The following is a 25126-nucleotide window of genomic DNA, read 5'->3' as shown; positions in this document are numbered from 1 at the left end:
TTATCTCCTGGAAACCCTTATGCGGTTAGGCCATACCTGCACGTTGCGTATACCGCGCGGCTGCTGTACCAGCTCCGGCACCAGCGTGGAGTCAATGGGGTTAAACCTGTTGTAGTTTAGCACCACTTTAAAGGCAGCGCGATTCAGCAGCGACATGGAGTCCTGCAGCACCTGGTAGCGCAGCACCACGATGGGCGGTCGCAGGTTAAGCGAGGCACCCTCGGGCACATTCACCAGCTCCGGCAGCACCTGCCGCTCCTCCGATACCAGGCTCTTCACGTTCACGATTACGTGCGCCTGCTCCACATCAGCCTCCACCAACGACTTATAGTTGTAGTTGATCGGAACAGGCACCTTGGCAGGCTCGGTCAGTGTTTGCTCGGGCAGGCGCAACAGGAAAGGGTCCGGCAGGCTGTCGATCAGCGAAGCGGGGCCGGTAAAGGTGATACTGTCGGGGCTGATGCGCACCGGCCCCACCACGGCGTGCTGGTTATTCGTCAGCTGCTGGCTCGGGTCCAGGCGCAGGGCCATTCGTTTCTGCACCTTCGGATCAAAGTCGAAGTAGATGGTATCGGTCACCACGAAGTTAAGCTGGAGGCCGTCGAGGGCGTTTACCAGGGAGGGGCGCAGGGCGGAGCCCAGCAGGTAGTTGTTGCGCGGCAGGTCGCGGATATAGATCTCAGCTGGCTGCACCTCCACCCGAAGGCTCTTGCGCAGCAGTTTCCATCCCTTGCCGGTCACGTTAATGGCGATCTCCTGCGGCAACGGCTTGATGGGAATAAGTTCGTTTTCATCGTACACAAACCGGATGGGATAAGAGGTTTGCGTACTGTAGCTTTTATTGAGGGCGTTGAGGAGCCAGAAGGTAGAGGCCGCCACGAAACAAAGCAATACTACTCGCCAGTATTGCTTTGTCCGTGGCTGAAATGGCCTCATGAACCATAAAGCTATATTTTTTACTCCCTCTAAAGGCAATGTTATGCGGGGTTTTGCACCTTCATGGTCGCTTCCATGGAGACGGCGGTTTTATCGAATGTCAGGCGTACGCCCTTGTCCACTTCTAACGTGATGGTGTCGTCGTCTAATGCAATCAGTTTGCCATGCAGGCCACCTATGGTGACCACGGTCATGCCTTTTGTCAGCTCCTCGCGGAACTTCTTCTGGTCACGTACTTTTTTCTGCTGCGGACGGATCATGAAGAAGTAAAACACCAGGATAATGGCCCCGAACATAAGCAACTGAGGCAGCATGCCGCCATCCGGAGTCTGAAGAAGTATAGTATTCATGTGTGATGTATCCTCTTAAAACGCTCTTTGGAAGTATGAATTAGTTGCGGCGCACCGGGCCGTCTGAGCCCGCTACAGGCATTCTGTTCTTCGGCTCAACGCTACCCTTCATGGCCACACGCACGATATTGGGCTCGGTGTTGGCACGAATGGTAACAGTTGGCTGCTGCTGGCCTGGCTTGCCGTTGCTGTTAAACTTAACCGCCACAGAACCTTTCTGGCCAGGGGCAACCGGTGTTTTGGTCCACTCGGGCACGGTACAACCGCAGGTAGCCGTGGCGCTCTCGATTACAAGCGGCGTGCTGCCGGTGTTGGTAAACTCGAAGGTGTGCTCGATGGTCTCGCCTTCCTTAATAGAGCCAAAGTCGTACTCTGTCTGCTCAAAGCTCATCACGGCGGAGTTACCCGCAGTTGCAGTCTCGCCCTGGGCAGTTGTAGCCACCACGTTCGGATTCTCGATCGGCTGCACAGGAGCCTCCGTCGCTGTGGTGTTCTCCGCTACTGTATCGTTGCCAGTCTTGTTATTTTCGCAGCTTGTGGCAAACATAGTTATTGCCATACCTGCTACCAGAAACAGATTCTTTTTCATGATCAGTATGCTTAGTTAAAGTTTTGAAATGATGTTCTGCGCGAACTGCATGGTGTTAGCCTTGCCGCCAAGATCGCCGGTGCACTCTTCTTTGTTAGCCAGCGTAGCCTCCAAAGCTGCCTCAATGCGGTTTGCCTCGTCTTTCAGGTCGATGTGGTGCAGCATCATAATGGCAGAGCGCAGCAGTGCTGTCGGGTTGGCGATGCCTTTACCGGCAATATCCGGCGCGGAGCCGTGCACGGCCTCAAAGATGGCCATCTCGTCGCCGATGTTGGCACCGGCCACCACGCCCAGCCCACCTACCAGGCCTGCGCACAGGTCAGAGAGGATATCGCCGAACAGGTTAGTGGTCACGATCACGTCGAACTGCTCCGGCTTGGCCACCAGCTGCATGCACATGTTGTCGATGATCTTGTCGTCGGCCTGAATGTGCGGATAATCTTTGGCGATGGTGTTAAACTCGTCCAGGAACAGAGCACCGGCGCTCTTCAGGATGTTGGCCTTGTGCACAGCCGTCACCTTTTTGCAGCCATGCTTGTCAGCGTAGGCAAAGGCGGCGCGCACAATCTTGCGGCAGCCCACGCGCGTCAGGCGGGCCACAGAGTCAGAAATCTGCAGGCGCTCGTCGAACATCTCCAGTCCCGAGTACAGCCCTTCGGTGTTCTCGCGGAACAGCACAGAGTTCACGTTATCAAAGCGTGTCTCGATGCCTTTAGTTGTTTTAGCCGGCCTTACGTTAGAGTACAGGTCGAACATCTGGCGCAGCTGCACATTTACACTTTTAAAGCCTTTGCCCACCGGTGTGGTGATCGGCCCCTTCAGGGCAACTCTGTTCTTTTGCAGAGAAGCAATGAGTGTGGCCGGAATCAGCTCCCCCATCGCGTCAAAGGTCGTCTGACCAGCGTTTTCCTCTTCCCAGCTTACGGGAACGTTGGCAGCACTGAAGATAGCTTTTACAGCTTCTGTGATCTCAGGACCTATCCCGTCGCCGGGTATCAGGGTTACTTGCTTCATTTTTTACAGTTCTTTCCTGCTGTTAATTTCATTGATGAGTGAATCCACGTCGCCGAGCAGCTTCTCAGCTTTTTCCTTTGCATCCTGTATCACGCGCTGGCCTTCCGATTTAGCTGTGGTAGGCATGTTCTCGCCTTTGGCGATGAGCTGCTCCAACAGGTCTGAAAGGGTGTCGCGGTATTTCTCCAGGCGGTAGCTCAGCCAGTATCTTGTTTCGCGCCCTTTCTCGGGGGCAAAAAGTATACCGGCCACGGCTCCTACAGCGGCGCCGGAAACAAAAGCCAGCATTGCACTTGTCTTCTTACTCATAGGTTTTGTGTGCTAAATTATCTCGGGTACAAACTTTTTCTCATACTACGGAGAAATCGCCGCAAAGGCCGCCTTTGCCAGGCCCGGCTTATTTGTTGTCTATCAGGCCCCGGCCAGATTTCCGGATATCGCCTTTGGCCGTCAGTTCCTGTGCCATCTTATCCAGCACACCGTTGATAAACTGCTTACTCTTGGGGGTGCTGTACAACTTCGAAATCTCGATGTACTCGTTGATGGTTACCTTTACCGGTATGCTGCGGAAGATGTACATCTCGCTGAGGGCCATCTTCAGGATGATCTTGTCGAGCAGGGCCACGCGCTCCACGTCCCAGTTCTTCACGCTGGCCGCGATCATGGCCTCATACTTCTCGTCCTGCTCTACCGTCTGAAAGTATAAATCCTCGAAGAAGGCTCTGTCATCCTCCCAGTTAGCCGACAGGTCCAGCAGTTGCTGCTCCTCCCCGGCTTCCTCGGCGAAAATCTTAACGGTTTTGTTTACCAGGCTTCTGACAATCGACTTGTTCTCCACCCAGTTCAAATCCTGCTCTTCAAACAAAGATTGTAAGTTTTTTTCTTTAAAGATAATGTTTTTGAAAATATGTTTCACCACTTCGGCGTCCTCTTCCAGGGTATGGTCGGGCTGGCTAACGTAGCTCAGGAACACTTCGTCCTTCTTCAGGATGTTCTTGTAAACGGCGCGGATTTCGCTGATATCGGAGCCCCAGCTGATGTTGCGGCGGATGATGCTATCCTGGTACGACTTGCTCTGCAGCAGGCGCTGCACAACTATATTGCGCAGGAAGGCCGTGGTATCGGGCCCTTCGGAAGCGGTATAGCGGTTGGCTTTTTTCTCTTCCTCCTCCTCTATCAGGCTCACCACCACCTGCAGTATCTGCAGGGTGCCCAGGTAATGGTCATAAATGCGCTCCACGGCACTGAGCATCTGGTTGCCGTAGTACTTGAGGTCTTTCTTGGTGGCATTTTTGTAGAACACGATCGCTCTGTTCACTGCATCAACCACATCTTTGTCAGCGCCTTCGGCATCAAACTCCTGCTTCTCGTGCCATTCTTTGAACATCAGCGTGGCCATTTGCTTTCTGCCTTCGAGCAGCTTTCGGTCCTGCACCTCCATGGAGTTCAGGTCGGGGGCGAAGTCCTCGTTTATCTGGTCTAAGGCCAGCAGATAATCTGAACCTACGGCTTGCTGATAGGCGTAGATCGCCTGCATTGCCTTAATTCGTAGTGTTCTGCGGTTGAGCATATTCTTATTTTAAAGAGCGTGTTTTGGTAAGGTATAATTTGGGCCGGCGGCCCGGTAAATCATTTTTCCTGCTACATAAAAGCGGATATGGCAGGTGATAGTTCCGCAGTATGAGGATGTAAAGCAAAAGTGCCACAGGTTAATGCAGCACTTTTGACTTTAACAGTATTGGTACAGAATGATATGCTTAGTAAGTGGAATGCACCTTGCCGATGCTGGCGATCCGCTTTTTGGCCATCTCCATGGCAGCCGCCTGGTTGTGGATGCCTTCTTTCTCGGCAAGCTCAAATATATCCAGGGTATAGCCGTAGATACGCTCCGTCTGGGCATAAGCGCTCTCGCGGTTGTAGCCGATCAGTTCAGAGTACACGTTGATCAGGCCACCGGCGTTGATCAGGAAGTCCGGGGCATAGATGATGCCCTTCTCTACCAGCGCAGGGCCGTGCACCTGCTCGTCGCGCAGCTGGTTGTTGGCCGAGCCGGCAATTACCTGGCACTTCAAGCGGTTCAGGGTATCATTGTTTATGGTGCCTCCCAGTGCGCACGGAGAATAGATATCCACGTCCAGGTCATAGATCTCGTCCATGCCCACTACCTTGGCGCCATACTTCTCAGAGATTTCACGCAGGCGGTCTTCGTAGATATCGGTGATGAAGATCTGGGCATTCTCCTTGGCCAGCAGCTCCACCAGGTAACCACCCACGTGGCCAACACCCTGCACAGAGATTTTCTTGCCTTCCAGCGAGTCAGAACCGAATGCTTTTTTAGCAGCGGCTTTCATGCCCATGTACGTCCCGTATGCTGTCACCGGAGAAGGGTCTCCGCTACCGCCCATAGACTCAGGCAGGCCAGCCACGTGCTCCGTCTCCATGCGGATATACTCCATGTCTTTGGTCGTCGTGCCTACGTCTTCGGCAGTGATGTAAGCCCCGTTCAGGTTCTTCACAAAACGGCCGTAACGGCGCATAAACGCCTCACTCTTGTCTTTCTTGGCATCGCCGATGATCACGGCTTTGCCACCACCCAGGTTCAGGCCGGAGATGGCCGCCTTGTAGGTCATGCCTCTGGAAAGACGGAGCACGTCGTCCAGTGCCTCTGCCTCCGAAGCATACGACCACATGCGGGTGCCACCCAGCGCCGGGCCCAGCACGGTGTTATGTATACCGATGATAGCTTTCAGACCAGTTTCCTTATCGTGGCAGAAAACAACTTTCTCATGGTTGTGTTCTGATATCTGATCGAAGACTGATTTGTCTCTGTTCACTTCAACTTCTTTTAATTCCACCATTGATAGTTTTGATTAGGGGTTGTTCTATCTTTGTGAAGGGGGGAGGCATTGGTATCGCCCTCACCGTTTCGCGCAGCAAAATTAAATCTTTTTTTGGTTATTTCAATTTGCGCGGGCTATCTCTGCGTAAAAGCGCAAAAGGCATCAAGTTCTGACTGTGAAATCGTTACGATATTTAAACAAATACCTTCTTAAGTATAAGTACAGGCTGCTACTGGGGCTGCTGTTCACCATCATCTCCAACTTCTTCCAGATCCTGCCGGCGCAGGTGGTGCGTTATGCCTTTAACCTGATAAAAGAGGGCATTAACCTGCACGGCCTGTTTGGCGGCATGGCGCAGCAGGAGCTGGTGTACGACATCTTCTCCCGAAGCATCCTGGTATACGGCGTTATCATACTTTTAATGGCGCTGCTGCGCGGCGTATTCCTGTTCTTCGTGCGGCAAACCGTCATCGTGATGAGCCGCCTGATTGAGAACGACCTCAAGAACGAGATCTACGCCCATTACCAGAGCCTGCCGCTCAGCTTCTACCGCAAGAACAACACCGGCGACCTGATGGCCCGTATCTCCGAGGACGTGAGCCGGGTGCGCATGTACCTGGGGCCGGCCATTATGTATGGCGTTAACCTGGTCATCCTTTTCCTGATGGTGATCCCCTACATGCTGTCGGTAAACGTGAAGCTGACGATGTACACCCTGATTCCGCTGCCCATACTGGCCATCAGCATTTATTACGTCAACAACATCATCCAGCGCAAGTCCGACGAGATACAGCGCAGCCTTTCGGGCATTACCACCTTTGTGCAAGAGGCTTTTTCAGGCATCCGGGTCATCAAATCTTTTGTGCGGGAAGATGACTCACATAACAACTTCACCACGGCCAGCAACACCTACAAGGATAAGTCGCTGGAACTGAACTTTGTAAACTCATTGTTCTTTCCGCTGGTGCTGTTCCTGGTGGGCCTTAGCACGATCATCACCATTTACATCGGCGGCCAGGAAGTGATCAACGGCAGCATCACCACAGGCAACATCGCCGAGTTCATCATCTACGTGAACATGCTCACCTGGCCGGTTACCTCGCTGGGCTGGACGGCCAGCCTGGTGCAGCGCGCCGCCGCCTCGCAGGAGCGCATCAATGAGTTTCTCAACACCAAAAACGATATCGTCACCCGCCAGAACATCAGCAAGGAGATCATCGGCGACATCCGGTTCGAGAACGTGGACTTTGTGTACCCGGACACCGGCATCCATGCGCTGAAAGGGGTGTCGTTTGACATCAGGCACGGCGAAACGCTGGCCGTGATCGGCAATACCGGCTCAGGCAAGAGCACCATTGCCAACCTGCTGCCGCGCATGTATGACGCCACCGGCGGCCGCATCCTTATTGACGGCGTAGACGTGCGCGACTACAACCTCGACAGCCTGCGCAGCCAGATCGGCTACGTGCCGCAGGACGTGTTCCTTTTCTCCGATTCTATCCGCAACAACATCGGGTTTGGCCTGCCAAGCATCACCGAGGAGCAGATGGTGCAGGCAGCCAGGGATGCCGACGTGTATGAGAACATCGCCCGCTTCCCGGAGGGCTTTAACACCAAGCTGGGCGAGCGCGGCATCACCTTATCCGGCGGGCAGAAGCAGCGCGTGTCCATCGCGCGGGCGCTGGTGCGGGAGCCAAGCATCCTCATCCTCGATGACTCGCTCTCTGCCGTGGATACCAAGACCGAGAACGCTATCCTCAACAGCCTGCGCCGCATCATGGAAAACCGCACCAGCATCATCATCTCGCACCGGGTCTCATCGGTGAAGCTGGCCGACCGCATCCTAGTGCTCGACGACGGGGAGATCGTGCAGCACGGCACGCACGAGGAGCTGATCAGCCAATACGGGCTGTACAAGCAACTCTACGAAAGACAGTTGCAGCAGGAAGACGTTTAATTCCGTTTACCGGCTCCCGGGTGCCATTGGCCGTTTCTGGGGTTACTTATGCGTCGCAAACATAGCTTGTGGGATTTTTTTAGTGCGAAATCTGTTATGCTTACGTATAGCAAAATTACTATCATCTTTTCACCCACTAAACGCACTGCATATGGCCATCGACTTACAGCAAATTGGGAAACGGTTTAGGTTTTATACAAACCTGAGGGAACTGGAAATGGAGGACCTGAAATCCATGACCGGCAGCGACGAGGAAACCCTCAACAACATTATCCACGGCCGCAACATCGTGCTGGATGAACTGGTGTCCATTGTGAAGCATTTCGACGACCTGAACCCGCAGTGGCTTATTTACGGCGAGGGCAGCATGTTTAAGCCCATGGATGCGGACGGCCATTGCCACGAGCCGAACAAAAAAGACTGTTTGAAGAAAGACAAGGCTGCCTACCTGCAGCAGATGAAGAATATGCTCAATGAGCTCGACGCTGCCGAGGTAGCCAAAGGCCATAAGCCGGATATAGACGCCCTGATGGCGAAACTGGACCAACTGCGAGCGGCACAGCAATAGTGCCGCTTTTTTATACCTTATACTTTACTCCTGCACCGCGATGCCGTTAAGGATAAGGTTGATGGTGTAAAGCACGTCCCGCTCAATTTTCTCGAAGTCAATGGAGGGTAGCTGGTGGAAATCAGCGCGCTGGAACTCCTCGAACTGGATCAGGTCTTTCACTACCATCATGGAATAGCCCACGCGCTCCGCTTCGCAGGGAATGAACACCCCCTTGGCAATGCCTTCCTTTATCACGGTGGCATAGTAGTTCGTCTCCTTGCCCCGCGACTCCCGGAACAGCTCCTGGAACATGGCCCGTGTCTCGATCAGCACTTTAATGGAGATGGTGTGCGCTGACACGATTTCCTGGTAATAACGCAGCGAGGACTGGATGTAGAGCAGCAGGCGCTTGTGCGGGTTGGGCTCATGCTCGGCCAGCTGCTTGATGTGCGAGAGGCGGGCCTTCCACTCCTGCGAGAAGGCCTCGATGTAGAGCAGCTCCTTGCTTTTGTAGTAATAGTAGAGCGATGGCTTCTTCATGCCGATGGCCGCGGCAATATCGTCGAGGGTGGCCTTGCTGTAGCCTAGCCTGCCAAACACGCTTTTCGCTGCCTCCAAGATCAGCTCTTTCTTAGCCTCTGCCTTCTTGCCCAAAGTATAATCGCTGTGGTTACGGGAGTAGATGATGTATGGCCTCCCTCCTGCCAAAGATATAGTATAAATCTATACTTGCAAGTATAGCGCTACTCCTTTACCGGCACCTCTAGCACGCCTTTGTCGTTCTCCGGGAACCACTCCACGTAGAACTCCTCCAGCTTCAGCTTCTCCTCCTCGGCATGGTCGAACACGGCGGCGTAGAGCTTTTTGGGCAGCAGGGCTATATTGGCCGTTGCCTCGGCCCGCACTACCTGGCGGCCACCCGGCACGGTGCGCAATGTAAAGCCATCGGGTAATTTGGCAGTGGAGTCCGGAATGATAATGCCAATAAAGGCACGGATGCTGTCGCCGCTCTTGTCGGGGTCGTTGTAGTAGATGTTGCCCGGGTGGCCCTGCAGCTCCTGTTCCTGCAGCACCTGCGATACCCGCTGGAAGGCCCGGCCCATGGCCTCGTCCTCCACGGAGCCCTCAAACGGTTGCCCGGCTACATACTTCGTCTCTGAGGTGGTAAGGGTAACGGCTGGTTCGGAAAACCCACCGAGGTAAGTATAAAGCACCAACACGACAGTGGCAATGCCTGCCACTACGTAAAAAATCTTCTTGTTCATTGATCGATCATGTTCTTGTACTGCATCTGGTAGAGCTGCGCGTAGTAGCCGTTATGCTCCAGCAGTTCTTCGTGGTTGCCCATCTCTTTCAGCTCACCGCGGTCCAGCACAATGATTTTATCGGCTTTCTGGATGGTGCTGAGGCGGTGCGCGATCACGATGGAGGTGCGGCCCTGCATGAGCTGGTCGATGGCGTACTGTATCAGTTCTTCGGTTTCGGAGTCTACGCTGGAGGTGGCCTCGTCCAGGATGATGATCTCCGGGTTATACACCATGGCGCGCACAAAAGAGATGAGCTGGCGCTGGCCAACGGACAGGGTGGCCCCGCGCTCCATCACCTGGTAATGCAACCCGCCCGGCAGCCGCTCGATGAACTTGCGTGCTCCCACCAGGTCCGCAGCGTGCCACATCTGCTCCTCGGTAATGCTTTTGTTGCCCAGGCTGATGTTATCGGCAATGGTGCCCGAGAAGAGGAACACATCCTGCAGCACCACGCCAATGTGGTGGCGCAGCACGCCCAGGTCATACTCCTGCAGGTCGTGGCCATCCACCACAATGTGGCCTTTGTTGATCTCGTAGAAGCGGTTGAGCAGGTTGATCACCGAGGTTTTACCGGCACCCGTGGCCCCCACGAAAGCCACTGTCTCCCCCGCTTTTACCTCAAACGAAAGATCGCGCAGCACCCAGTCCTCGTCTTTGTAGGCAAACCACACGTTCTCAAAGCGCACGCTGCCTTTTATCTTCTCCGGGGCATAGGTACCGTTGTCGGGAATCATCTCCTTGCTGTCGAGCAGGCGCATAAGGCGCTCGGTGCTCACCACGCCCAGTTGCAGGGTATTAAAGCGGTCGGCAATCATGCGGATCGGGCGGAAGAACATCTGGATGTACAAAATAAACGCCATTAGCGTGCCCAGCGTGATCTCATCCTCTATCACCCCATAAGCACCGTACCACACCAGCAGGCCCAGGCCCGCCGCACCGATGATCTCGGCCACCGGAAAGTAGATGCTATAGTATAAAACCGAGCGTATGTTGGCGCGCGTGTGTTCTTTGTTGATCTCCTGGAATTTCTCCATCTCGCGCTTCTCGTTGGTAAAGATCTGCACGATGCTCATGCCCGTGATATGCTCCTGCACAAATGAGTTGAGCCGCGCCACCGCCGTACGCACCTCCTGGAAGGTATCTTTTATCTTTTCCTTGAAAATGTAGGTACTGATGAGCATGATCGGGAAGGTAGACAAGCTCACCAGGGCCAGCTCCCAATCGATGTAGAACATGAAGCCGAGGATGAACACCAGCTGCAGGATATCGCCGATCATGGCCGCCAGCCCCTCGCTGAACACATCCGAGAGCGTCTCCACGTCCGACACGTTGCGGGTAACCAGCGTGCCAATGGGAGTGCGGTCGAAGAACTTGAGACGCAGGTTAAGGATGTGGCGGTAGAGCACCACCCGGATGTCGCGCACCACGTGCTGGCCCAGCCAGCCGGCAAAATAGGTATGCAGGTACTGCACGATGGCATGCACCACCAACAGCACGCCCAAAATCACGAACATGCGGTTCAGGCCCTCCCAATCGTTGTTCAGGATCTCGTTATCCACGGTCCACTGAATCAGGAAAGGGCGCACCGCAGCCAGTATGGCCGAGGCAAAGGTCAGGAACACGATAAAGTAGAATATCCTGATGTAGGGTTTCACAAACGTGAAAAGCCGCTTCAGCACGTCCGAATCGAATACTTTACCGCTTTGTTTAGGTGTATCTTCCAAAAGTATGCTTCTGCTAAAGTATGGTTAATCTGCTCCGCTGTCTCTCCTGTACGGGCGCTACTGTTTAACCGATTGTAAAGTTAATGGTTTTGGAGCAGGATTTTCAGGATTTAGGGATGAATGGGGTTTATACTTCTCTTACCTTCTTGCTGGTGCAAGTATTTAGACTTGTGTGCTATGGAGGATGTCGGGGCTGTGACTCGACTGGCTTGCAAAGCCACACTTTGTACTTGGGCTATACTTCCATTGCTTCCGCTTCCCGCAGCATGACACAAGCTATACCCATCGCTGGCGCGGGTTTGCAACCCATGCCTTCTATGATATCAGGTTTGTAACCCAATTGGCTCGGAGAGCCATACTTATACTTGCGTTATACTTTATACTTTTCTGGCGCAAGCGTCCGCTTGTGCCTTCCCTGAACCACCGCTTCCCACAACTGGAATCAAGCTATCCTTATTAGCGCCTGTTCCTCCACGGCTTTACAACCTGCACTGTTTCATTTCTGACTTTGGTGCTCTCAGGCCCGAGAGGGCTCGTCCTTTGGCATCGCGCTGTCTATTGAAGCTGCTCCTCGCTCCGCTCCGGGCTGCTGAGCAAGCTCAGCACCGCATCAATAGAAGGCGCTCAACCCAAGGACTGGGTATCATTTCGATAGCCACGGCTGACGAAGCTTCAGCCAAGTCCCCCTTCGAAGGGGGCAGGGGTGGGTTTATACTTGCGCGGACGGGTCGCGACCTGCCCGCGCGATACCATAACCATGAAACTTATACTTCAGCACAAGCAATTACAAGCTCCCCTCCTTGGACTACCGAGAACGGGAGTTCGAAGGTAGCGAGCGTAGCTCTGAGGGGCAGGGGTGGTTGGATCCGGTGCTTCCAGGATGCGAACTGGATATTCGCTTTTATATTTTGCCCGGAAGGCGCTCCTGCGCCAGTAAAACAAAAAAAGGCCGGAGCTATACGTAGCCCCGGCCTTTTCTATACTTCAGGATTTATACTTAAGCTTCTACAGCTACCGCTACTTTTGCCAGCGCCTGCTCCACATCGGAGATAATATCCTCCGGGTGCTCCACGCCTACCGAAATACGCACCATGCCTTCGCCGATGCCCATCTTGGCGCGGTCGGCGGGGGAGATGTCGGAGTGCGTCATGGAGGCGGGGTGCTCGGCCAGCGACTCGGTGCCGCCCAGGCTTACGGCCAGCTTGATCAAACGCAGGCTGTTCAGGAACTTGAAGGCCTCTTTCTCGCCACCCCTGATGTCAAACGAGATCATAGAGCCGGCGGCGGTGCACTGCTTCCGGTAAATGGCCTGCTGCCGCGGGTTGTCCTGCAGGTCGCCGAGGTAGTAGATCTTCTCCACCTTCGGGTGCTGCTTCAGGTAACTGGCCACCACTTCGGCGCCACGGGCTTGTGCCTCCATACGTATTTTCAGGGTCTCCAGGCTGCGCATCAGCATCCAGCCGGTCCAGGGACTGGCCATGGAGCCGGCAAAGGTGCGCATGCCCTTCACCTGCTTCAGCAGTTCGGCAGAACCGGCGCAGGCACCGGCAATCAAATCGGAGTGCCCGCCGATATACTTGGTGGCAGAGTATAAAACCAGGTCCGCGCCATGCTTGAGCGGGTGAGAGAACACCGGCCCCAGGAAGGTGTTATCCACGGCCACCACCACTTTCTTGTCGGCAGTCGAGTATTTCTGGCCCAGGGCCACGCATTCCTCTATGTCCACCAGGTGGTTGGTAGGGTTAGCCGGTGTCTCAATATAAATCATCGCCAGTTTGTCGGCCACGCCAGAGGCTTCGAGCAATTGCGCTACTTCTTCGGTCGTGGCACAAGCCTGGAAGCCTATACTTTGGATGCCGAACTTGGGCAGGATGTTTTTGATGTAATAATCGGAGCCGCCGTAAATGGGCTCGCTGTGCAGGATCACGTCGCCGGGCTTAAGCAGGGCCAGCAGCGTGGTGCTGATAGCGGCCATGCCGCTGGCAAACACTGCTGCTTCTTCAGCACCATCCCAGAAGCGGAGGCGGTTTTCCAGTATCTCCAGGTCGGGGTTGTTGAGGCGGCTGTAGATCAGGCCCAGCTGCTCCTCGGCGTTCTTCTCGCGCAGGCCATAGGCCAGCTCGAAAAAAGCCTTGCCCTCCTCGGCATTTTTAAAGACAAAGGTGGATGTTTGGTAAATCGGGGCTTTTACGGCCATTTCCGACCACTCGGGATTGTACCCGTAGCTCATCATTAAACTCTCTGGCCGCACGTGCTTTCCGTTTAGGTGCGGCCCCAGATGGTCCTCTTCCAGTTGCATAGTAGGTTAGTTATGGGTTAAAGGTTGATTAGTTTTAAGGTATAAATAGTTCAGGTGGATACGCTACTTTAGCCAGGAACAAACCCTCAGACGGCGCTGCCCCGCTGGACCTGCGTCTGTCCTGGCTGGCTATGATCTGCTCGAACTCGGGCACCGTTAGCTTGTCACGCCCTACATCCACCAGGGTGCCTACCACCAGGCGCACCATGCCCCGCAAAAAACGATTGGCCCGGATGGTAAATTGGAGCTCCTCCCCTGCCTGCCGCCACACGGCCTCATACATGTTGCAACGGTAATGCTTGGTGTCGCCCTTTACTTTGCTGAAGGTAGTAAAATCCTCGTACTTAAGCAGTATGGCTGCGGCTTCATTCATCTTTTCCACATCCAGAGGGCGGCTGTGGTACCAGGCGTGGTAGCGCTTAAAGGGATTCTTGCGGAGGGTGATGTGATAATGGTAGGTGCGCGCGAAGGCATCGTAACGTGCATGGGCATCCGGCTGCACCAAATATAAATCAACGGCGGAGATATCCTCCGGAAGGATACGGTTGAGGCGGTAAACCACCTGCTGCGGGTCCAGGGGCTGCTGGGCGTTAAAGTGCACGAACTGCTGGCTGGCATGTACTCCCGTATCGGTGCGGCCGCTGCCGGTGGTGCTGATCGGCTCGCGCAGCACCTTGGTTAAACTATCCTCTAGTACTTCCTGTACCGACAGGGCGTTTGGCTGCACCTGCCACCCGTGAAACCTTGTTCCGTCGTAAGCTATCTCTAAAAAATACCGCATAGGGCAAAGGTATGATTTTGAGACAAAAGACACAGGACAAAAGACGCGGGGCCGCCTGTTTTAAATAGCAAAAGCGGCTGCTCATATTTTGAACAGCCGCTTTTTATACTTTGCGCCAGACGCTCGCAGGGCCTCCGGACACAATGAGGTCCTGGGTTTATACTTTCTCGTAGATCACGGCTGCGCCCTGGCCCACGCCCACGCACATGGTGGCCAGGCCATACTTTACGTTGTCGCGGCGCTTCATTTCGTGCAGCAGCGTGGCGGAGATACGGGTGCCGCTGGCCCCCAGCGGATGCCCAATGGCAATGGAGCCACCGTTTACGTTCACAATTTCGGGGTTGATCTCCAACTGTTGCACACAGGGCACGGCCTGCGCGGCAAAGGCCTCGTTTATCTCAGCAAGGTTGATGTCATTTATACTTAGTCCGGCGCGTTTCAGCGCTTTCCGGGTAGCCGGCACCGGGCCCATGCCCATGTGCGCCGGATCCACACCAGCCACGGCAGCAGACACTATACGCGCCATTGGCGTCAGGTTATAGCGCTTCAGCACCTCCTCGCTCACGATGATAGACACGGCAGCGCCATCGTTGATGCCCGAGGAATTACCGGCTGTTACCGAGCCCTCTTTTTTAAAGGCGGGGCTGAGCGTGCCTAGTTTCTCTACAGAAGAAAGGCGCGGGTGCTCATCGGTGTCAAAGACAATATCCTCGCCTTTGCGCTGCGGAATACGCACCGGCACGATCTCATCCCTGAACTTACCGACCTCTGCGGCAGCCTTATACTTTAGCTGCGAGCTATGGGCGAACTCATCCTGGGTTTCACGTGAAATGCCGTAGCGCTCCGCCACATTCTCGGCTGTCTCGCCCATTCCGAACGGGTAGTGCAGTTTGGCCAGGGCCGGGTTGGTAAAGCGCCAGCCAATGGTGGTGTCGTAGATCTCGGCGGTGCGCGAGAAGGCTGCCTCGGCCTTGGCCATCACGAAGGGGGCACGCGTCATACTTTCCACGCCGCCGGCCAGGTATACCTCGCCGTCGCCGCACGTAATAGCACGGCCGGCATCTATGATCGCCTGCAGGCCGGAGGCGCAGAGGCGGTTCACGGTTACGCCGCCTATCTCCTGCGGCAGCCCCGCCAGCAGCAGCGCCATGCGGGCCACGTTGCGGTTGTCCTCGCCGGCCTGGTTGGCCGCGCCCATCACCACGTCCTCTATCAGCGCGGGGTCCAGGTTGGGGTTGCGGGCCACGATCTCCTTCAGCACCAGCGCCGCCATGTCGTCGGGGCGAACAGTGCTGAGGGTGCCGCCAAACTTGCCCACAGGAGTCCGAAGTATATCAACTATATAAGCAGTGCGCATCTTAATTTTAGTTTTACAGGTCTTTGTCTAATTTTGCAGCTCTTTGCAAGATAATTTAACCATCACATGATACAAAGAATTCAAACCGTATTTCTGGCCCTGCTGGCCATTGCCATGATCGCGATGCTGTTTCTGCCGCTGTGGTCTAAAACCGATCCTACTACCGGCGAGGAGGTGGTGCTGACTGCCTGGAACCTGAAGTCCTACTTCCTGACGGAACAGGGAGAGCCGGGCGAGGTGGGGAACGTGCCGCAACAGGGCACTATTGCCATCGGCATGCTGGCCATTGCCGCCGCTGTTATTGCCATTTACGAGATCTTCCAGTACAAGAGCCGCCTGAACCAGATGAAGCTCGGCCTGCTGAACACGCTGATCATTATGGCTGTGCTGGGCACCATGCTGTATTATGCTTACTTTGTAGGCGCCGACCTGGTACTGCCTGGCGAGAAGGGTACTTACGAAGCTGGTTTCTTTATGCCGCTGCTGGCGCTGGTGCTCAACTCCCTGGCCAACCGCTTCATCCGCCGCGATGAGAATTTGGTAAGGTCGGTGGACAGGTTGCGGTAATCTTAAGAAAAGTATAGCAAAGGCGGGTGTTGCTTCGGCAGCACCTGCCTTTGCTATTTTAGGCGTAGAGATGACCTTCTATACTTAGGCTATACTTTATACTTCCCTGGCGCAAGCGTCCGCTTGTGCCTTCTTATACTTTAGTTATACTTTAAATAGCCACTGCTTCCTTCCACTTGAAACAAGCTATCCTTGCTAGCTGCCGTTCATCCACGGCTTTACAACCAACTCGTTTCACCTCATACTTTCTGCTCTCCAGCCCGAGAGGGCTCGTCCTCGGGCATCGCGCTGTGTACATTTCCTTTGCTCCTAACGTCGCAATGCCGCAAAGGCGGCACCGGAAATCTACAAGGCGCTCAACCCAAGGACTGGGATCAGATTCGATAGCCGCTGCCCTTGCTGTCATCTCGACCTTTGGGAGAGATCTCTTTAGAATTCTACATAGATCCCTCCTCTGGTCGGGATGACAGTAAAGTATAGCAAGTACAGAATTCTCCTCCTCTGGACTAGCCAAAACGTGAGTTTTGAGCTAGCGTGCGTAGCTCTCAGGAGTGGGTTTATACTTGTATAGCGCGGATAGGTCGTGACCTCTTCGCGCTATACAAGTGGCTATGAAACTTATACTCTGGCAGAAGCAATTACAGAGCTTCCCTCCTTAGCTAAGGAGGGGCAGGAGTGGTTAGATATCAAAGTCAGTAGCTTCGGCTACACCTCCCTTCCCACAAGATCCTTTCAGGAGGACAGTGAAAATAGCAAGTATACTTCCGCACCTCTGAATGGCAGGGGTGGTTGGACTCGGTCCCATAAAGCTTTCCTCCTGTTCTTAGCAAAGAGCTAGGGTAAAAAAAGAGCGGCACAAGTATAACTTGCGCCGCGCCAACATATCTCACACTAAACTTTAAACTCTTTAACTCCCAAACTCCTCAATTCTCTAACTCCTAAACTCTCCTCACCTTCTTCTGGCATACTCTTCCAGCTCCCGCACGCTGCTATCGAACCGGAACAGGTCGTAGATGTAGTAGAAGTGCTCGCGGTCGCAGAGGTAGTCGTAGGCGTATTTGGCGAATTCTACGCGGGTGCTTTCGTGGTCGAACTGCTGCAGCAGGCGCTTCAGGTTGTCGGCCATGATGCTGTTGCCACGCAGCGCGTCGCGGGCTATACTTAGTTTGGTGCTCTCAAAGTCGCGATGGCGGATGGCGTCTATGGCGCGCTCTAGTTCGCGGCCGGAGAGCAAGTTGCGGCAGTTGCCGCCGTAGTAGTCGTCGCGGTAGCGGTCGTCTTTATACCGGTCGTCGTACCGATCATCATAGCGGTCGTGGCCGCAATACTCGTCGTGGCGGTGATGGTCGGAGTAGCGGGGCAGCGGTGGGGCTGGTATTATGACCGGCCTCAGCGGCACCTCGCTCAGCAGCTTGAGATAAGCCTTGCCGCTCCGGCCCAGGGTACGCACGCCATAATTTGCCTCCACCCCGTGCGGCACAAGTATGTTCTGCCCCATTTTATACACGCCGTGCCGGCTGCGCACGCGAAGTTCGATATAATGCTCGCCCGGCCGTACATCATTCAGCCGCACATAGTTGGTAAAGGAGCGGTTAAGAGTGCGTCCATTCACCCTAACCTGAAAAGACTCGCCGCGCTCGGCGGTAAAAGTAAGTATGGAGGCCTGTGCCCAAACCGGCAGCGCCAGCAGCACAAGCAGGAACGGTAGTAGAAGCTTTCTCATGGCAAGTATAGGTTTTTGCTTATACTTGCTTGAAGCCAATTATTGTGCCAGAGTTTATTTCTAAAGCAGTTTTATCGCTTCAGGTTAAGGTTGTAGTTCAACCCTATGCCCGCTGATTTACCTTCGTAAAGACTGCTGGAGCGCTGCTCGAAGTAAAAGTTTTTGTAGAACAGGATGCCATCAGCATAAAGGTCTATCCGCTTGCTGAGCCTGTAATTGAGGGTTAAGCCTGCCGTGGCAACCAAATCAAACGTATAGAATTTGTCATCATACAACACCACTACATCCTCATCATAGGTTTCTGTGGCCCTTGTTTTCATGTGGCCAAATACAGGAGCAAGCGAGGCGTTGGCATATACTTGCAGCCTCTTGTAGGGGTGAAAGGGCGTCCATCTTAAGGTTAAGGGAGTAACTATTCCCCGGATACGTTGATATCTATAGAACTTCCCTAATACACCATCTCGTAGCGAACCTGTCCCGTGCCCGTTTATTTCATTGGCACCGTAGCCAAGCCCCATTTGTACAGTTGTTCTTTTGTTTAGCTTGTACCCAAAACTAGCATGCGCAATCGGCATGATAGTACTAAAGGACTCATGCTTCAACTCCCCCATGATCGGGTATGGCGTGTTGTTTACCCCTATCCCGACGAAGAATCTGTTTTCTGTAGTGTCCGGTGAAGAGGCATGCTGTGCCACAGCTGCGAACGAGGAAAGCAGCAGCAAAAGGATTAGGAAGTTTGTTTTCATACTAAGGCTATTTTATAGGTTGAGGTTATAGTTGAGACCTAACGCAACAGACTTAGCAGATCGGGCATATGCGCTTTCTTGCCCAACATTCCTATAAAGCAGGTTCGCTTTACCGTAGCCTTCTAACCTGCTGCTGATTCTGTAATTCAGCTGTAGGCCTGCTGTGGCAACAGCAGATATACCAGAATCTTCAACTTCAAATGTTATGACTCTGTTTCCTTCATATTCCTCAGAATATTGGTGCCAAACAGAACCTATCACAGGTATAAATGAAGCAGTGGCATATAGTTGAAGCTTCCGATTGGGGTTAAATGGCGTAAACTGCACTGTAAGCGGCATGGCTACACCGTAAATATCCTTGCTTCTGTAGTAGTTGATGATCGTATCATTTTGCACGTAATAAATTCCGGAAAGTACGTCTTCCTTTTCTCTACCATAAGTCAGCCCAGCCTGTATATTCATTCTTTTGGTTAACCTGTAGCCTAAATGCACGTGAGCAATAGGGGTAAAACCTCCTCCTACCTTTTTAATATTGTCCCACATATTATAGGAAATGCTATTTAACTCTAGGCCCACGTAAAACCGTTTGGCTGGCACTGAGGCTGAATCAGGTCGAACTTGTGCCACAGCGGCTAAAGTTGATAAGGCAAGGGTTAAAAATAGTAGTAGTGTCTTCATAGGTATTTTACTTCTCCCGTTTCAGGTTGAGGTTATAGTTCAGGCCAATGGCTAAAGAGCCCGGATAGGGGTACTCATCTTTTCTCCTCAGCCCATTGTTAATGCTCCGGCTGATCATGTAGTAGTTAAAATAGGCGTCCAAGCGTTTTGTTACTGGATACCCAATCCCAAATCCGGCTGTGAGGTAGGCATTAAAGCCGGAGGCATTCTCATCGTAAGTAATGGTCGTTACCTCATCCCGGCTCTCTGTTTTCTGCAACCGTGTAGTGCTGTAGATAGGTGTGAACATGCCTGTTGCGTAGAACTGGAGTTTCCTGAATGGGTAGAACAACCTATACTCCACTGTAATAGGCATGGCCACACCCCGGGTGCGGGCCACCTCATCATAATAGATCAGCCTATCCTCGGCCTCCACATAAATATAGCTGTGATCTATCTCGGCCGTACCGTAAGAAAATCCAGCCTGCACCCTTGTTCTGGGGCTTAGCTTAAAGCCGACATGCAGCACCCCATACGTATGGATATCACCACCTTTAGGCTCCTGTTTATACTTGAGATTATAGCCCATGGTAGTTGCCGTAACCCCAATGTAAAGCTGTTTGGCTTTAGCAGTGTCTTTGGGGGCTACTAACTGGCCCTTTGCCGCTAATGATGTGAGCAGCAGAAGAGGAAATAAGAGTGTTTTCATTTGAGGTATAGTAAGAGGAGCGTTAGCACTTAGTATCTATAAACATACTTATATGAAAGTATAATTACAAGGAAATTCCAGCCGCTTCTGTCACATAGGTTTTGGCGATTCCTTCCCCGGTTTCATACTTTATAAATGCCATTCCTGCACCTAAAAACACTTTTACAGCAACAATTCACCCTTATATTGTCACATCATCCCCAGAAAAAGAAAGCGCCACAGGTGCTGTACCTGTGGCGCTTGCAAAGTATAGGTAAAGTATAATTTAGCCTTCGTAGTAGAACTCGCCGTACGGGCTGCGGATGGTGAGCTCATTGGTCTTGCTTTTCTTCACGCGGCCGATGATCTGCGCTTCCACGCCAAAGCTTTTTGAGATGTTGATCAGGTCCTGCGCGTGCTCCTCGGGCAGGTAAATCTCCAGGCGGTGGCCCATGTTAAAGACCTTGTACATCTCCTTCCAGTCGGTGTGGCTCTGCTCCTGTATGATGCGGAACAGCGGCGGCACCGGCAGCAGGTTGTCTTTTATGATGTGTACCTTTTCGGTGAAGTGCAGCACCTTGGTCTGGGCGCCGCCAGAGCAGTGTACCATGCCGTGTATGTGCTGGCGGTGCTGCTTCAGAATCTCCATCACAATGGGCGCATACGTACGCGTTGGCGAGAGCACCAGTTTTCCTATCTCCATGCCTGTCTCCTTGTCTACATCCGTCAGGCGCTTGTTACCGGAATATACCAGGTCAGCGGGCAGCTCGGGGTCGTAGCTCTCGGGGTAAGAGGCGGCCAGGTACTTATGGAACACATCGTGGCGGGCCGAGGTAAGGCCGTTGCTGCCCATGCCGCCGTTATACTCTGTCTCGTAAGTAGCCTGCCCATAGGAGGCAAAGCCCACGATCACATCGCCCGGCTGTATGGTGTGGTTCGAGATCACCTCGTCGCGGCGCATGCGGGCCGTTACGGTGCTGTCCACGATGATGGTGCGCACCAAATCGCCCACGTCGGCTGTCTCGCCGCCGGTACTGTAAATGCCCACGCCGTTGTCGCGCAGCATCTGCAGCACCTCCTCGGTGCCGTTGATGATAGCTGCAATCACCTCCCCCGGAATCAGGTTCTTGTTGCGCCCGATGGTAGAGGAAAGCAGGATCTTATCAGTGGCGCCCACGCACAGCAGGTCGTCGGTGTTCATCACCACGGCATCCTGGGCAATGCCCTTCCACACGCTCAAGTCGCCGGTCTCTTTCCAGTACATGTAAGCCAAGGCGGACTTGGTGCCGGCCCCATCGGCGTGCATAATGGCACAGTAGTCTTCGTCTCCCGTCAGCACGTCGGGGATAATCTTGCAGAAAGCTTTCGGGAATAGTCCTTTATCGATGTTCTTGATGGCGTTGTGCACATCCTCCTTAGAGGCGGATACGCCGCGACGCAAATATCTGTTTTCCATAGTTCAGGATGATTTGCCTACAAATTTAACAAAGGGAACGGCATTCGCGACAGCAGCAGCCATTTTTATACTTTAAAAGATGAGGGTTGCAACGATTGCGTAACGGCAGGGGTCAATAATATAGAAGTATCACCATAAAACAATGTATCTATGAAAACCAAACTGCTGCTCCCGCTGCTGAGCGCCCTCTCCTGCCTTGCTGCCCCTGCGCTGGCGCAAACCATTGAAGCCCCCTCTTCCAAGCCTGGGGCTGTTGCGCCCTACAGAACCTCCCTCGGCTTCCGCACCACCTGGGGCGGCCCGTCCGGCGTTAACACCGAGCTCCGCCTGAAGCACTTTATACGGCCGCAGTCGGCACTGGAGCTGCAGGCGGGGCAGTGGCACTACCAAGGGGCTTACCAGGCCTCGCTGCACTACCTGTGGCAGCCGCAGTTGCTCACCTCCAGCCGCATCAGGCCCTATGCTGGCCTGGGCATCGGCGCCGTGGGTGGCACCCGCGACCGGTTTAACGAAAAGCAGGACATGGAAGTTGGCGCGGTGCTGCTGGGCTCTGTGGGCATAGAGTATACTTTCCCGAGGCTGCCGCTGGCCATTTCTTTAGATTACCGCTTTACTGCCATCGGCCTAAACACAAACACCTTCGAATACTTTGGCCATTCCCGCATGAACACGCTGGGGGTTGGGCTGAAGTATACGCTGGGGAGGTAGTTTACCCCTCCCCAGCCCTCCCCTTTATCGAGGGTTCCTTCCCCAAAACAGGGCAGGGAGCTTTATCATACCGGGTCCAACCACCCCTAACCCCTCCTTATCCAAGGAGGGGAGTCTGCTGTTACTTTGGCTGAAGTATAAATTACACCGCTGCTGGTATACCTGTAGGGGCAGGTCGCGACCTGTCCCTACAAGAGTGAACCCACCCCTGAGAGCTACGCTCGCTAGCTCAAAACTCACGTTTTGGCTAGTCCAGAGGAGGGGAATTATACTTGCTCCTTTCCCTGCCTTCTCGAGTACTCTTGAGGCGGGAGCCGAAGAGAGCCAGCGTAGCTGTGAGAGATCTAACGGGAATTCTAAAGAAATCTCTCCCAAGGGTCGAGATTACAAAGCAGCGGCTATCGAATCTGATCCCAGCCTTTGGGTTGAGCGCCTTGTGAGATCCGGTGCCGCGCAAGCGGCAGCGCCTTGGCGCAGGAGGGAACACAGCGCGATGCCCGAAGGCGAGCCCTCTCGGGCTTGAGAGCTCCAAAGCAGGAGATGCAACTGTAGGTTTGTGGGAACTAGAGGATCAGCGGTTGCTAGAAAGTATAACTTGTTTCAAGTGGAAGGAAGCAGCGGCTATGCAAGTACAATGAAGTATAGCTCAAGTATAAAGTATAAAAAGGCACAAGCGGACGCTTGCGCCAGCGGAAGTATAAACCAACAAGTATAGCCAAAGTATACAGTATGGCTCTGCAAGCCAGTTGGGTTGCAAACTCGCGCCAGCGGAAATAGGAAGCAAGTATAAAGTACAGCTGAAGTATAGCTGTAGTATAAAACCCTGCTCATCCCTTCACCCTATAAACCCTGATCCAGACAAATGCAAAGAGCCGCAGAAGTATAAAACTCCTGCGGCTCTCGCTATTGTAGCGCTACACTGATTACTCCTGTATACGTACCACTTTGAATTCGGTGCGGCGGTTGCGCTGATGTTGTTCTTCGGTTTTAGCGTTTTTCACTACCGGGCGGCTCTCGCCGTAGCCTTTGGCCGTGATACGTGAGCGGTCTATGCCTTTCGAGATGATGTACTCCACGGCAGACTCGGCACGGCGCTGCGACAGGTCCTCGTTATACACATCGGAGCCGCGGGAGTCGGTGTGGGAACTGAGCTCAATGGAGATGGCCGGGTTATCCAGCAGGATCTGCACCAGCTTGTCTAGTTCCTCGGCTGCGTCCGGCCTGATGTTGGCCTTGTCGAAGTCGTAGAAGATGTTCTCCAGCACAATGGCTTTCTCTTTCACAATCTCGTTCAGCACCAGCGTGGCCGACAGGCGCACTTCGTTCATCGGGTCCTTTAGCTCGCTTTGCGCCGGCATTTTACCTACGGTGGTAATGCGCTGGCGGGCCGTAAAGAAATTCGGCTTCTCAGCTATCAGGAAGTATGTTGAGGCAGAATCAAGCGGGAAGGAGAACTTACCCTCGGCATCGGTGCTGGCCATGGCTATTTGCTTGCCTGCCTCATCCTGCAGCCTTACAGTGTTGTTTGGCACGGTGGTGCGCTGGCGGGCGCCTTCGCGCTGCTGGTACAGCGTGCCATCCACAAAGAACTTCACCAGCTTGCGGTCGCTGCGCACAAAGCGGTAGAGGTCATCACCGCCCTTGCCGCCCTCGCGGTTAGACGAGAAGAAGCCAGACTGCTCATTCACAAAGTGCATTCCAAAGTCATCGCCCGGCGAGTTGACCGGCCTGCCCATGTTTACTGGCTTGCCATTCTCGATGCGGAACAGGTCGAGGTTGCCCAGGCCAGGTAAGCCGTCGGAGGCAATGTACACCGTGCCGTCCGGCCCTACCGACACAAAGCTCTCGTTGCCTGCCGTGTTAATGTCCGGGCCCAGGTTCTCGGGGGCCGTGAAGCGCCCGTTATCGTCTAAGGTTGATTTGTAGATATCGGTACCCCCCAGGCCCCCTCTGCGGCTGGAGGAGAAGTATAACGTCTTGCCATCGGGTGTGAAAGCGGGTGAGGAATCCCAGGCCTCGGGGTCGTTTATACTTAGCAGCTTCGGCTCGGTCCAGCCGTTGGCGCGACGGTTCGACACAAACAGGTCCACGTTGCGGCGGCCTTTCTTAGTACCCTCGTTACCGCGGGCAAACACCATGGTGGCGCCATCGTTGGCAAAGGTGGCAAAGGCCTCGTGCAACTCTTCGTTGTTGATGCTTTCATACTTGTGCACGGCCCCTCCCATCTCTGCGGCAGAGTCGGTCAGGGTGGTGGTGAAGATATCCAGAAACCCCTCGCCATTGCCCAGGTACTCTTTGCCGGGACCGCGTGTGGAGGAGAAGATCAACTCGTTGCCCTGCACGTACGGAGAAAACTCAGAGCCCTCGGTGTTCAGCGCCTCCAGGTTCTGCACCTTGAAGCGCTCGCCCAGGCCCATGATCTCGTTCAGCTGCTGCAGGTTCTCCAGCTCGCGCACCGCCATAGAGCGCAACTGCGGACTGGTGGCCACCTGCACATACTCGCTCATGCGGCGCAGCGCCTCTTCATACTTGCCGTTCGCCTTCAGGGCCAGCGGGTAGTAGAAGTAAGCATCCTCTTTGCGGTAGTTGGCATCCAGCGCAGCTTTATAGTATGGCTCAGCCTCGGCCAGGCGGTTGGAGCGCCGGTAGGCCTCTGCGATCTTATAGTTTACCTCGCCGGCATTAGCGGCACTGCCCAGCGCCTGCTTGTAGAACTCGATGGCCCGCTCATACTCTTCCTGCCCAAAACGCTTGTCGCCCTTGCTAAGGTATTGGCTGGCGCCGCAGCCGCTGAGCAGCAGCAGGAACAGCACTATAAAACCGGTTTGTTGCAGTTGTTTCGCCAGAGGCTTTAGTGAAGGCATGTTGTGCATGAAC

Annotated in this window: 23 protein-coding genes; 4 read left to right on the top strand and 19 right to left on the bottom strand. The window is 54.0% G+C overall.

All coding sequences use genetic code 11. From position 1 onward, the window contains the following. The 7 genes from OH144_RS18270 to OH144_RS18240 all read right to left on the bottom strand — a co-directional run bounded on the left by OH144_RS18270 (window position 1) and on the right by OH144_RS18240 (window position 5747). Window positions 1-936 (bottom strand): YbbR-like domain-containing protein, encoded by a 936-nt coding sequence (locus tag OH144_RS18270; RefSeq protein WP_266203717.1) that lies wholly within the window; start codon window positions 934-936, stop codon window positions 1-3. Window positions 937-977: 41 nt separating this feature from the next. Further along, a complete protein-coding gene (gene yajC, locus OH144_RS18265) occupies window positions 978-1286 on the bottom strand; it encodes a preprotein translocase subunit YajC (RefSeq protein ID WP_266203716.1) in 309 nt (102 codons plus the stop codon). 40 nt (window positions 1287-1326) lie between these two features. Continuing rightward, window positions 1327-1875 carry a DUF1573 domain-containing protein gene (locus OH144_RS18260; RefSeq protein ID WP_266203715.1) on the bottom strand — a complete coding sequence of 183 codons (549 nt, stop codon included), beginning with the start codon at window positions 1873-1875 and terminating at the stop codon, window positions 1327-1329. A 15-nt stretch (window positions 1876-1890) separates the two neighbouring features. After that, window positions 1891-2889, bottom strand: a complete 999-nt coding sequence (locus OH144_RS18255; RefSeq protein WP_266203714.1) for an isocitrate/isopropylmalate dehydrogenase family protein — start codon at window positions 2887-2889, stop codon at window positions 1891-1893. A gap of 3 nt (window positions 2890-2892) precedes the next feature. After that, the gene (locus OH144_RS18250; protein ID WP_266203713.1) at window positions 2893-3198 is read right to left on the bottom strand and encodes a YtxH domain-containing protein; all 306 of its coding nucleotides are present in this window, start codon (window positions 3196-3198) and stop codon (window positions 2893-2895) included. 88 nt (window positions 3199-3286) lie between these two features. Beyond that, the gene (nusB, locus tag OH144_RS18245; protein ID WP_266203712.1) at window positions 3287-4459 is read right to left on the bottom strand and encodes a transcription antitermination factor NusB; all 1173 of its coding nucleotides are present in this window, start codon (window positions 4457-4459) and stop codon (window positions 3287-3289) included. Window positions 4460-4646: 187 nt separating this feature from the next. Then, window positions 4647-5747 (bottom strand): Glu/Leu/Phe/Val family dehydrogenase, encoded by a 1101-nt coding sequence (locus OH144_RS18240; RefSeq protein ID WP_266203711.1) that lies wholly within the window; start codon window positions 5745-5747, stop codon window positions 4647-4649. 157 nt (window positions 5748-5904) lie between these two features. Between OH144_RS18240 and OH144_RS18235 the strand changes: the two genes are divergently transcribed. Together OH144_RS18235 and OH144_RS18230 are read left to right on the top strand one after the other, a co-directional pair. After that, complete coding sequence (locus tag OH144_RS18235; protein ID WP_266203710.1) at window positions 5905-7686, top strand: ABC transporter ATP-binding protein; 1782 nt, start codon at window positions 5905-5907, stop codon at window positions 7684-7686. A 151-nt stretch (window positions 7687-7837) separates the two neighbouring features. Continuing rightward, the gene (locus OH144_RS18230; RefSeq protein WP_266203709.1) at window positions 7838-8254 is read left to right on the top strand and encodes a hypothetical protein; all 417 of its coding nucleotides are present in this window, start codon (window positions 7838-7840) and stop codon (window positions 8252-8254) included. Window positions 8255-8278: 24 nt separating this feature from the next. On the opposite strand, the gene OH144_RS18225 is transcribed toward OH144_RS18230, so the two are convergent. From OH144_RS18225 to OH144_RS18200, 6 genes are all read right to left on the bottom strand, one after another. Further along, complete coding sequence (locus tag OH144_RS18225) at window positions 8279-8944, bottom strand: TetR/AcrR family transcriptional regulator (RefSeq protein WP_266203708.1); 666 nt, start codon at window positions 8942-8944, stop codon at window positions 8279-8281. 35 nt (window positions 8945-8979) lie between these two features. Further along, a complete protein-coding gene (locus OH144_RS18220) occupies window positions 8980-9501 on the bottom strand; it encodes a GyrI-like domain-containing protein (RefSeq protein ID WP_266203707.1) in 522 nt (173 codons plus the stop codon). After that, window positions 9498-11267: an ABC transporter ATP-binding protein gene (locus tag OH144_RS18215; protein WP_266203706.1), complete on the bottom strand. Its 1770-nt coding sequence runs from the start codon at window positions 11265-11267 to the stop codon at window positions 9498-9500. Before OH144_RS18215 ends, OH144_RS18220 begins: the two co-directional genes overlap by 4 nt. A gap of 997 nt (window positions 11268-12264) precedes the next feature. Further along, window positions 12265-13566 (bottom strand): cystathionine gamma-synthase family protein, encoded by a 1302-nt coding sequence (locus OH144_RS18210; protein WP_266203705.1) that lies wholly within the window; start codon window positions 13564-13566, stop codon window positions 12265-12267. 34 nt (window positions 13567-13600) lie between these two features. Continuing rightward, a complete protein-coding gene (truA, locus tag OH144_RS18205) occupies window positions 13601-14347 on the bottom strand; it encodes a tRNA pseudouridine(38-40) synthase TruA (RefSeq protein ID WP_266203704.1) in 747 nt (248 codons plus the stop codon). 157 nt (window positions 14348-14504) lie between these two features. Continuing rightward, complete coding sequence (locus tag OH144_RS18200) at window positions 14505-15704, bottom strand: thiolase family protein (RefSeq protein ID WP_266203703.1); 1200 nt, start codon at window positions 15702-15704, stop codon at window positions 14505-14507. 66 nt (window positions 15705-15770) lie between these two features. Here OH144_RS18200 and OH144_RS18195 point away from each other — a divergent pair, with 66 nt between their 5' ends. Continuing rightward, window positions 15771-16271, top strand: a complete 501-nt coding sequence (locus OH144_RS18195) for a DUF4293 domain-containing protein (protein ID WP_266203702.1) — start codon at window positions 15771-15773, stop codon at window positions 16269-16271. 949 nt (window positions 16272-17220) lie between these two features. On the opposite strand, the gene OH144_RS18190 is transcribed toward OH144_RS18195, so the two are convergent. From OH144_RS18190 to OH144_RS18170, 5 genes are all read right to left on the bottom strand, one after another. After that, window positions 17221-17994 carry a DUF4476 domain-containing protein gene (locus OH144_RS18190; RefSeq protein WP_266203701.1) on the bottom strand — a complete coding sequence of 258 codons (774 nt, stop codon included), beginning with the start codon at window positions 17992-17994 and terminating at the stop codon, window positions 17221-17223. 71 nt (window positions 17995-18065) lie between these two features. After that, the gene (locus OH144_RS18185) at window positions 18066-18740 is read right to left on the bottom strand and encodes an outer membrane beta-barrel protein (protein WP_266203700.1); all 675 of its coding nucleotides are present in this window, start codon (window positions 18738-18740) and stop codon (window positions 18066-18068) included. A 12-nt stretch (window positions 18741-18752) separates the two neighbouring features. Continuing rightward, entirely contained in the window at window positions 18753-19418 is a 666-nt protein-coding gene (locus tag OH144_RS18180) for an outer membrane beta-barrel protein (protein WP_266203699.1), read from the bottom strand. Between the two features lie 7 nt (window positions 19419-19425). Then, on the bottom strand, window positions 19426-20106 hold the full coding sequence (locus OH144_RS18175) for a hypothetical protein (protein WP_266203698.1): 681 nt from the start codon (window positions 20104-20106) through the stop codon (window positions 19426-19428). A gap of 265 nt (window positions 20107-20371) precedes the next feature. Continuing rightward, window positions 20372-21541, bottom strand: coding sequence for an AIR synthase related protein (locus OH144_RS18170; protein ID WP_266203697.1), 1170 nt, complete (start codon window positions 21539-21541; stop codon window positions 20372-20374). Between the two features lie 150 nt (window positions 21542-21691). Between OH144_RS18170 and OH144_RS18165 the strand changes: the two genes are divergently transcribed. Continuing rightward, on the top strand, window positions 21692-22249 hold the full coding sequence (locus OH144_RS18165) for a hypothetical protein (RefSeq protein WP_266203696.1): 558 nt from the start codon (window positions 21692-21694) through the stop codon (window positions 22247-22249). A gap of 923 nt (window positions 22250-23172) precedes the next feature. Here the strand turns inward: OH144_RS18165 and OH144_RS18160 are convergent. Beyond that, window positions 23173-25113, bottom strand: coding sequence for an OmpA family protein (locus OH144_RS18160; RefSeq protein WP_266203695.1), 1941 nt, complete (start codon window positions 25111-25113; stop codon window positions 23173-23175). Window positions 25114-25126 lie beyond the last annotated feature (13 nt).

The organism is Pontibacter kalidii, assembly GCF_026278245.1.
Lineage (GTDB): Bacteria > Bacteroidota > Bacteroidia > Cytophagales > Hymenobacteraceae > Pontibacter > Pontibacter kalidii.
The sequence above is the reverse complement of the archived record's forward strand: the minus strand, read 5'-3'. Positions and strand labels throughout refer to the sequence as shown.